Source organism: Kitasatospora sp. NPDC056076 (assembly GCF_042266305.1).
In the GTDB taxonomy this organism is placed as follows: Bacteria; Actinomycetota; Actinomycetes; order Streptomycetales; family Streptomycetaceae; genus Kitasatospora.
This window is the reverse complement of sequence record NZ_JBHJWG010000024.1, coordinates 116,380-124,518: the sequence shown is the minus strand read 5'-3', so window position 1 is coordinate 124,518 and position 8,139 is coordinate 116,380. Positions and strand designations below refer to the sequence as shown.

At 75.6% G+C, this 8,139-nt stretch carries 8 protein-coding genes; 3 read left to right on the top strand and 5 right to left on the bottom strand.

What is annotated here, in order from left to right:
* Together ACFC1T_RS21195 and ACFC1T_RS21190 are read left to right on the top strand one after the other, a co-directional pair.
* The coding region (locus tag ACFC1T_RS21195; protein WP_375890756.1) for a FecCD family ABC transporter permease at positions 1–922 on the top strand (922 nt) is incomplete at its 5' end.
* Positions 919–1,797, top strand: a complete 879-nt coding sequence (locus ACFC1T_RS21190; RefSeq protein WP_375890754.1) for an ABC transporter ATP-binding protein — start codon at positions 919–921, stop codon at positions 1,795–1,797. The genes ACFC1T_RS21195 and ACFC1T_RS21190, both read left to right, overlap by 4 nt.
* On the opposite strand, the gene ACFC1T_RS21185 is transcribed toward ACFC1T_RS21190, so the two are convergent.
* The 4 genes from ACFC1T_RS21185 to ACFC1T_RS21170 form a co-directional block, all read right to left on the bottom strand.
* Positions 1,779–2,750, bottom strand: coding sequence for an L-tyrosine/L-tryptophan isonitrile synthase family protein (locus ACFC1T_RS21185; RefSeq protein ID WP_375890752.1), 972 nt, complete (start codon positions 2,748–2,750; stop codon positions 1,779–1,781). The two genes, ACFC1T_RS21190 and ACFC1T_RS21185, sit on opposite strands and share 19 nt — an antisense overlap.
* A 63-nt stretch (positions 2,751–2,813) precedes the next feature.
* Positions 2,814–4,172 (bottom strand): cytochrome P450, encoded by a 1,359-nt coding sequence (locus tag ACFC1T_RS21180; RefSeq protein WP_375890750.1) that lies wholly within the window; start codon positions 4,170–4,172, stop codon positions 2,814–2,816.
* 40 nt (positions 4,173–4,212) lie between these two features.
* Complete coding sequence (locus ACFC1T_RS21175; RefSeq protein ID WP_375890748.1) at positions 4,213–5,589, bottom strand: MFS transporter; 1,377 nt, start codon at positions 5,587–5,589, stop codon at positions 4,213–4,215.
* A 290-nt stretch (positions 5,590–5,879) separates the two neighbouring features.
* Positions 5,880–6,497: a sigma-70 family RNA polymerase sigma factor gene (locus tag ACFC1T_RS21170; RefSeq protein WP_375890746.1), complete on the bottom strand. Its 618-nt coding sequence runs from the start codon at positions 6,495–6,497 to the stop codon at positions 5,880–5,882.
* Positions 6,498–6,573: 76 nt separating this feature from the next.
* Here ACFC1T_RS21170 and ACFC1T_RS21165 point away from each other — a divergent pair, with 76 nt between their 5' ends.
* Positions 6,574–6,840 carry a zf-HC2 domain-containing protein gene (locus tag ACFC1T_RS21165; protein WP_375890745.1) on the top strand — a complete coding sequence of 89 codons (267 nt, stop codon included), beginning with the start codon at positions 6,574–6,576 and terminating at the stop codon, positions 6,838–6,840.
* Between the two features lie 337 nt (positions 6,841–7,177).
* Here ACFC1T_RS21165 and ACFC1T_RS21160 read toward each other — a convergent pair whose 3' ends face one another.
* Entirely contained in the window at positions 7,178–8,104 is a 927-nt protein-coding gene (locus ACFC1T_RS21160; RefSeq protein WP_375890743.1) for a hypothetical protein, read from the bottom strand.
* Between the last annotated feature and the right edge of the window lie 35 nt (positions 8,105–8,139).

Sequence of the window (8,139 nt, the reverse complement as noted above, 5' to 3'; positions counted from 1 at the left end):
CGCCCGCCACCTCACCGGCCGGGCCCCCGAGCCCGGCACCCGCGACCTCATCGTCTGGCAACTGCGCGTCCCGCGCGCCCTGTTGGCGGCCGTGGTGGGCGCCGGACTCGGCCTGGTCGGCACCGCCGTCCAGGCCCTGGTCCGCAACCCGCTCGCCGACCCCTACCTGCTCGGCATCTCCTCCGGAGCCTCCCTCGGAGCGGTCGCCACCCTCGTCCTCGGCACCGCCTTCGGGCTCGAACTCTCCCTCGGCAGCGGGCTCGGCCTCACCGTCTCCCTGGCCGCCTTCGCCGGGGCGCTCGCCGCGTTCTCCCTGGTCTGGCTGATGGCCCGGCGCGGCGGCGGCTTCTCCCCCCTGCGCCTGGTGCTGGCCGGCATCGGCATCGCCCAGTTCCTCGGCGGCATCACCAGCTACCTCGTCCTGCAGACCAGCGACGAACAGCAGACCCGGGGCGTGCTGTTCTGGCTCATGGGCAGCCTCGGCGGCGCCGTCTGGTCCCAACTCGCCGTCCCCGTCGCCGCCGTGGCACTCGGCCTGGCCCTGCTCCAGGCGCGGGCCCGCGGGCTCAACGCGATGCTGATGGGGGACGAGACGGCCGCCGGACTCGGCGTGGACGTCACCCGGCTGCGCCGCGAGGTCTTCGTCGTCACCAGCGTCCTCACCGGAGTGCTGGTCGCCGTCTCCGGGGCGATCGGCTTCGTCGGGCTGATGGTCCCGCACGTCTGCCGACTGCTCGTCGGCGGCGACCACCGGCGCCTGCTGCCGCTGTCCGCCCTCACCGGGGCCGTGCTCCTGGTCGTCGTCGACACCGTGGCCCGCACCGCCCTGGACGGCCAGGAACTGCCGATCGGCGTGGTCACCGCCGTACTCGGCGCCCCCACCCTGCTCTACCTGCTGGACCGACGACTGGAGCGCAGTTGAGGATCGCCGTCGAGGACCTGAGCGTCGCCCTGGCCGGGCGCACCGTGGTGGCCGGAGTCCACCTGGTCGCCGAGGAGGGCGAGATCGCCGGACTGGTCGGGCCCAACGGCAGCGGCAAGTCCAGCCTGCTGCGCACCGTCTACCGGCACCTGCGGCCCAGCGCCGGCCGGGTCCTGCTGGCCGGGCGGGACCTGGCGGAGCTGAGGCCCGCCGAGTCCGCCCGGCACATCGGGGCGCTGCCCCAGGAACGCGGCGGGGACTTCGAGTTGAGCGTGCGCGAAGTGGTCGCGATGGGTCGCACCCCGTACAAGCGGGCGTTCGCGGCCGACGACCCAGAGGACCACCGGATCACCGCCGAGGCCCTGCACCGGGTCGGCATGTCCGGGGCCGCGGACCGCCGCTTCGCCCAGCTCTCCGGCGGTGAACGGCAGCGGGTGCTGCTCGCCCGCGCGCTCGCCCAGCAGCCGGACGTCCTGGTGCTGGACGAGCCGACCAACCACCTGGACGTCCGCCACCAGGTCGAACTCCTCGCCCTGCTGCGGGAGCAGCGCCGCACCACCCTGGTCGCGCTGCACGACCTCAACGCCGCCGCCTCGGTCTGCGACCGGCTGCACGTGCTGCACCGCGGCGCCCTGGTGGCCTCCGGGGCGCCGCGCGAGGTGCTGACGGCGGAGCTGCTGGCCGAGGTCTTCGGCGTCCGGGCCGCGGTGGTCGAACACCCGCTGACCGGGGATCCGTTGATCGCCTTCGACCACCGCGCCCCGGCCGGTGCCGACCCGGCGGGAGCTGCCCCGGCCGGTGCCGCGTCGGCCGGGGCAGTACCCGCCGGTTCCGTCGTGCCGCGGCGGTCCGGGGCTCAGGGCCTGGCCGGGTAGCCCTCGTAGTGGCTCGGCCGGCCGTCGCGCAGCACCGGCCGGCCGAGCCGCGCGGCCTCCTCGTTGCGCAGCAACTCCCAGCTGCCGTCCGGCCGGTGGAGCACTGCGGAGTGCCAGGGCGTCATCCAGGCGTCGGCGGCGGCGAGCAGCCGGATGCCGAACTTGGGCGCCCCGGCCGGCTGCGGATGGATCGACAGCCGCACCGCCCGAGGATGCTGCTCGGCGATCAACTCGCCCCAGGCGCGACTGCGTTGGATCACCCCGTAGGCGCGCCGGCGGCATTCCCGCTGGAGGGCCGACCTGGTGCCGGGGAAGTTCACGGCGTCCTCGGTGAGGAAGCGGGTGATGCCCCGGTAGAGCCGCAGGGTCTCCTGCTCGGTCAGCACCTGCTCGCGCAACTCCTCGACGCTCGGCGCGTACCGCGCGTGCACCCGGGCGCGCTTCTCGTCGTACGGCAGGTCGCCGAGCACCGCCCGCAGGTCGAAGGTGTCCAGGTGGCGCAGGCCCTCGCGCTCGATCATCGCGGTCAACTCGTCGGAGTACTCGTCGATGTGGTGGTCCGGGACGTCGATCAGGTCGCCGAAGATGTGGCCGTCCGAGCAGATCAGGATCCGGGCGCCGGGCGGGTGGATCCGGGCTATCCGCCGGCAGAGCCCGTCCAGGAAGGTCAGCGACAGCCGCTCGCCCTCGTCGGGCAGGTGGCCGAGCACCTTGGCCGGGTTCGGCGACTTGCAGGGGAAGCCCGGGAGGGTGAGGACGATCGGCTCACCGGCCGCGATGAAGTCCGCCAACTGCGCCAGCTGGAAGGGGAAGTGCTCGGGCCGGGCGTCGAACTCCGGGTCGGAGGCGCGGCGGTGCGGGAGCAGCAGGCCGAGGACGCGGGCGGCGAGCTGCGCCGTCGACGGCTGACCGGGGGCGCTGGTGACGAGGGTGGCGGTGCCGACGGGCGGCATGATGGATCTCCTCCGGGGGCGGCGGGTAGGGCTGGTCGGTGGGTGTGGCGAGGGGCGGGGGGCTCAGCGGCGCCGGTCGTAGGCGACCGGCAGCCGGTTCACCCCGCGGGCCAGGACGGCCGGGATCCAGGCGAGTTCGTCCAGGCCGTCCCCGGGCGCACCGGCCGGGCGCAGCCCGTCCAGTCGGCCGACCAGGGCGTGGACGGCGATCTGGAGCTCGGCCCGGGCCAGGGCGGCGCCCGGGCAGTAGTGGATGCCGTGGCCGAAGGCGAGGTGGGCGTTCGGCGTGCGGTCGAGGTCGAGGCGGTCGGCGTCCGGGAACTGCGCGTCGTCCCGGTTGGCGGCGCAGAGCGAGACGATCACCGAGTCGCCGGCCGGCACGGTGGTGCCGAACAGGTCGCTGTCCTCGGCGAAGAAGCGCCAGGTGGTGAGCTCGAACGCGGCGTCGTGGCGCAGCAGTTCCTCCACCGCCCGGGCCAGTCGGCCGGGTTCGTCGAGGCCGGCGCGCAGCGCGGCCAGCTGCTCGGGGTGGCGCAGCAGGGTGATCAGCATGGTGGTGATCTGGTTGGTGACTGGCTCCTGGCCGGCGACCAGCAGCTGGAACACGATCGAGTCGAGCTCCTCGCGGCTCAACTCGCCCGCGTCGTGGGCGGCGACGAGCCGGCCCAGCAGGTCCTCGGCCTCGGTCCAGCCCGGCTCCCGGCAGTCCGCGCGCTTGCGGGTGACCACTTCGGCGATGTACGTCTGCAGCCCGCGAAGCCGTGCCTCGTACGCCGGTCGGCCAGGGTCCTGCGGGCCGACCGGCTGGACCACCTTGCCCCAGTCGCGGTCGAAGCGCTCGGCCAACTCGGCCGGCAGGCCGATGACTTCGGCCAGCACCCGGAAGGGGTAGTGGGCCGCGAAGCCCGCCACCAGGTCGGCGCCGCCGGTGGCGGGCAGGCCGTCCACCAGCGAGTCGGCGAGCTCCCGCAGCCGCGGGCGCAGCGACTCCACCCGGCGCGGGGCGAAGGCGTCCAGCACCAGGCGGCGCATCACGGTGTGCTTGGGCGGGTCCTGGTGCAGCAGGTGGACCTGGAGCTGGGAGTGCTGCGGCTCCGGCATGATCGAGGCCAGCCGGCGCCAGTTCTCGTTGCCCAGGCTGTGGTTCTTGCCGAGCCGGGGGTCGTTGAGGGTCGCGTGGGCGGCCTGGTGGCCGGTGACCAGCCAGGCGTGGATGCCGCTCGGGAACTCCACCCGGTGCACCGGCCCGGCCTCGCGCATCCGGGCGTAGAGCGGGTACGGGTCGCTCTTGTAGGCCTCGCCGTACAGCGGGACGGGACTGGGGAGCCGGTCGTGCCCGTACGGGCAGCGCGGGGGTTCGGCCTCGGCCGGGGCCTGCGCCCCGGTTCCGGACGTGGTGGGCATGGGGGCGGTGTCGGTCATGGGTGTGCTTCCTCCGAGGGGGGCGGATGTGTCGGGGGCCTTACGCGCGCGGGCGGCGGCCGTGCAGGGCGAGCAGCGGTACGGCGGTGGCGGCGGCCACGGTGGCCAGGGCGATGCCCGCGTGGGTGCCGGTGGTGGCGCGGTCGCCCGCCAGGGCGGCGGCGGTGGCCAGGGCCGGGCCGAGGGCGAAGCCCAGGCTGCGGGAGAGTTGGACGGCGGAGCCGGCGGTGGCGAGCTTCCCGGGCGGGGCGGCGGTCATCACCAGGGCCTGGGTCGGGCCGCCGTTGAGGCCCATGCCGGCGCCCGCGACGGCCAGCCGGACGGCGATGTCGAGGGCCGACCAGTCGCCGCCCACCGGAATGAGCGAGGCCAGGCCGCAGGTGGTGACGACGGCGCCGGTGAGCGCCGTCGGCCGGGCGCCCCAGCGGTCGGCCAGCCGCCCGCCGACCCGGCCGGCCAGCACCATGCCGAGCGGGAAGGCCAGCATGGTCAGCGCGGTGGCGGTGGCGCTCTCGCCACGGGGGCCGCGCAGCTGCTGGACCAGCAGGTACTGGCAGGCCGCGAAGCCGGCGGCGAGCGCGAGCACCGAGGCGTTCACCCCGGTCGTTCGGGCGGCCCGCAGCACCTCGGCGACCGGCCGCCCGCCCGGGCGGCGCAGCCACCGCAGCACCAGGGGGACGGCGGGCAGCGCGAGCAGCAGCCACGCCGGGGCCGTGGGTGCCAGGGTGAGCCCGAGCAGCACAGCGGCCACGGCTCCGCCGATCAGGGCGGCGTCGCCGAGTGAGCCCCGCTCGGGCAGGCGGAGCCCACCGCGCCGCGGGGCGTGGCGGTGCACGATCAGTACGGCGGCCAGGCAGACCGGCAGCTTCACCAGGAAGACCGCCCGCCAGCCGAAGTGGTCCAGCAGCAGGCCGCCGACCACCGGCCCGGTGACGGCGCCGAGCGGCCCCAGTGTCGCGGGCACGCTCATCGCCCGCCCGCGCAGCTCGGGCCGGACGGAGGTGGCGGCCAGGACCGGCATCAGCACGAACAGGACGGCCCCGAAGGCACCTTGCAGCAGCCGTGCGGCTATCAGCCAACTCGCCCACGGGGCAAGGGCGGCCAGCACGCTGCAGGCCGCGAAGCAGCTGACGGCGAGCAGGAGCGCGGACCGGGTGCCCACCTGGTCCAGCCACCGCCCGGCCGGCAACAGCAGGGCCACCAGGGGAAGTTGGTAGCCGAGCGCGGCCCACTGCGCGACCCCGGCGGAGACGTGCAGGCCGGAGGCCAGGTCGGTGAGCGCCAGGTTGACCACGTTCATGTCGAGCATCGCGACGAACGAGAGCATCCCTGCGGCCACGACCAGGCTCCACCGGTCCACCGGTTCGATCTGATGGTCCGTCAGGTCGTTCGTGGCCGAGGGGCGTTGCGCTCGCATGAAGGTCCTCCGTTCCCCGCTGCCGTACCGGCACCGCCTCGGCGGCGGCGTCCGGTACAGCAGTCGGAGGCGGGCGGGCTCCAGTTCCGAACACTTGGGGGATTTTTCGGCGGAGGCCGTCGCGGCGTCGGCGGCGCACAGATGACAGCAGACGGATAACAGATGACAGAGTTCGAAATCTGTCATCTGTTATCCGTTATCTGTTCGCTGTCATCTGTTCGCCGTCGGCCGTCGGTCGTCGGCCGCCGACTGTTGGATGTCAGCCGTCAGCCGTCGGCTGTGCCCGCCCCTCAGCAGGCCGCCGCGAGTTCCCCGGCCTCGGCGGCCCGCAGGCGCGCGACCAGTTCCTCCCGTGCCCGGGCGACCCGGGAGCGGACGGTGCCGATCGGGCAGCCGGCGACCTCGGCCGCCTCCGCGTAGCTCAGGCCGACCACCTGGGTCAGGACGAAGGCCTCCCGTCGCTGGGCGGGTACCCGTTCGAGCAGGTCCCCGAGGGCGATCCCGTCCTCGAACCCGGCCGTCGGGGTGCCGCTCTGCCGTTCCGCCGCCTCCTGCCAGTCCGGCAGCGCAGCGCAGCGCGGCCGGGCGGCGGCCATCCGGTACCGGTCGATGACCGTGCGCCGGGCGATCGACAGCAGCCAGGTGCGGGCCGAGGAGCGACCGGCGAAGGCGGGCAGGCCGCGCAGGGCCCGTAGGAAGGTCTCCTGGGCGAGGTCGTCGGCGGACTGCACGTCGGTCAGGTGGGCGACGAAGCGCCAGACGTCCCGCTGGGTCGCCCGGACGAAGGCCTCGACGTCCGCCGCCCGGCCCGAGCGGGCGGTCAGCGCGAGCGCGGTGAGCTGGTCGTCATCCACGGCGGCCCCCGATCCGGCCCGCGCTGCCCCGGCCCGCGTGGGCCCGGCCTGCATTGACCCGGTCCGCGTGGGCCTGGCCCGCGCTGCCCCGGCCGGTACCGCCCTGGCCGCCGTGCGGGACGATGGTCATATGAGATGCGCGCAGTTCCGTACCGCTCTGTCCGCCCGGCTCGACGGCGAACTGAGCGGCCTGCCCGGCGCCCGGCTGGACAAGCACCTGGCGCGCTGCGCCGGCTGCCGCGACTGGCTGGACCGGGCCGAGCGACTGCGCGCCCAGGTGCGGGCGGCCGCCGACGACGGCCCGGCGCCCGAGTGGGCGGCCGGGCTGTCCGCCCGGCTGGGGCTGGAGGGCCCGGTCGGCCCCGCGCCGGAGGCGCCGCAGGCCACGGAACGGTAGGACGGTGGCGCCGGTACGAACCGGTGCGCCGTCGAAGTGAGGCATGGGAAGGTCCCGAGGGGAAGGCAGGGAGCGGCGCCGCGCACAGCGGCACCGCAGGCGTCCATGGGCCGGCCGCGCGGCGCTGCGCACCTCCCGCGGAGGTGTCGGCGGTCGCGGATCCGGGCCCGGGCCCCGACGGCACCCACGGCGCGGGAGGCGACGACACGGGACGTGACGGCGCAAGGGCGCGGTGGAGCGACAGGGCGACCTGCCCGACGGCGGGGTCCCGGAAGTTCCGGCAGCGGGGCCGGTCACCGACCGGTCATCGGCCGGATGGGGGAGCGCGTCGGGCGCGTCAGCAGGCGAGGGCGAACGCCGGTGGACCGCGCCGGACGACGGCATGCGTGAGCAGTACCGACCGGGCCAGGCCGTCCGGCCGTTCGACGGGCCGGGGGACGACCGGCGGCCGGTACCCGAAGGGGCGGGCGAACAGCGTCAGCAGCGGAAGCGGCAGCGCCTCGGCGACGACCGCCCCGAGGGCGGCGAGCAGCTCGAAGACCCGGACCAGCGCGGCGTCACCGCGCCAGAGCAGCAGTGCGCAGGCCAGCGCCGCCAGGACGTGGGCGAGGGCCATCCCGGGCGACATGCCGTGCGCCATGTCGTGGCCCATCCCGTGACTCATCCCGTGGGCCGTCCCGTGGGCCGGGCCCGTCGGCAGTGCGTGCGACATCCCCGGCATGTCCGGCATCCCGGACATGCCCATGTCCATGGACGCCCCGTCGGCCGTCCCGCCCCCGCCCCCGCTCCCGGGAGCGACCCCGGTCCCCGCCGTCGCCCCGTGGTGCATGCCCGCCATCGGCCGCAGGCTGCCCGCGGCCGGGGGGACGTCCGGGTCGATGCCCGCCATCCGGGCTAGCTCGGCGGGCGAGAGCCCGCCGGCCGTCCGGTCCGGGTTGCAGAGCAGCAGGGCGGCCCAGTCCGTGGCGGCGAGCCGGCCCAGGCCCCCGCCCCCGCGGCCGAGCGTCGCGGCGTGTTCGAAGAGCAGGTGCAGGGCGGCCTGCGCCGAGACCATCCAGGCGCTGATGACCCCGAGCCCGCGCCGCTTCCCGGCCAGCAGCCAGGTCAGTCCGAGGACCGCCCCGAACGCGCCGAGCAGGACCGGAGCCGAGACCCCGGCCCCGGCCATGGCGACGTGCGCCGCGGCGGCCATCGCCACGCACAGCGCGGCGAAGACCGCGGCGCGCAGCAGGCGGATCCGGTCGGTCATCACGATGGCACTCATCGTCGCACCCGCCACGCCCCGCCCGTGCCGCACCC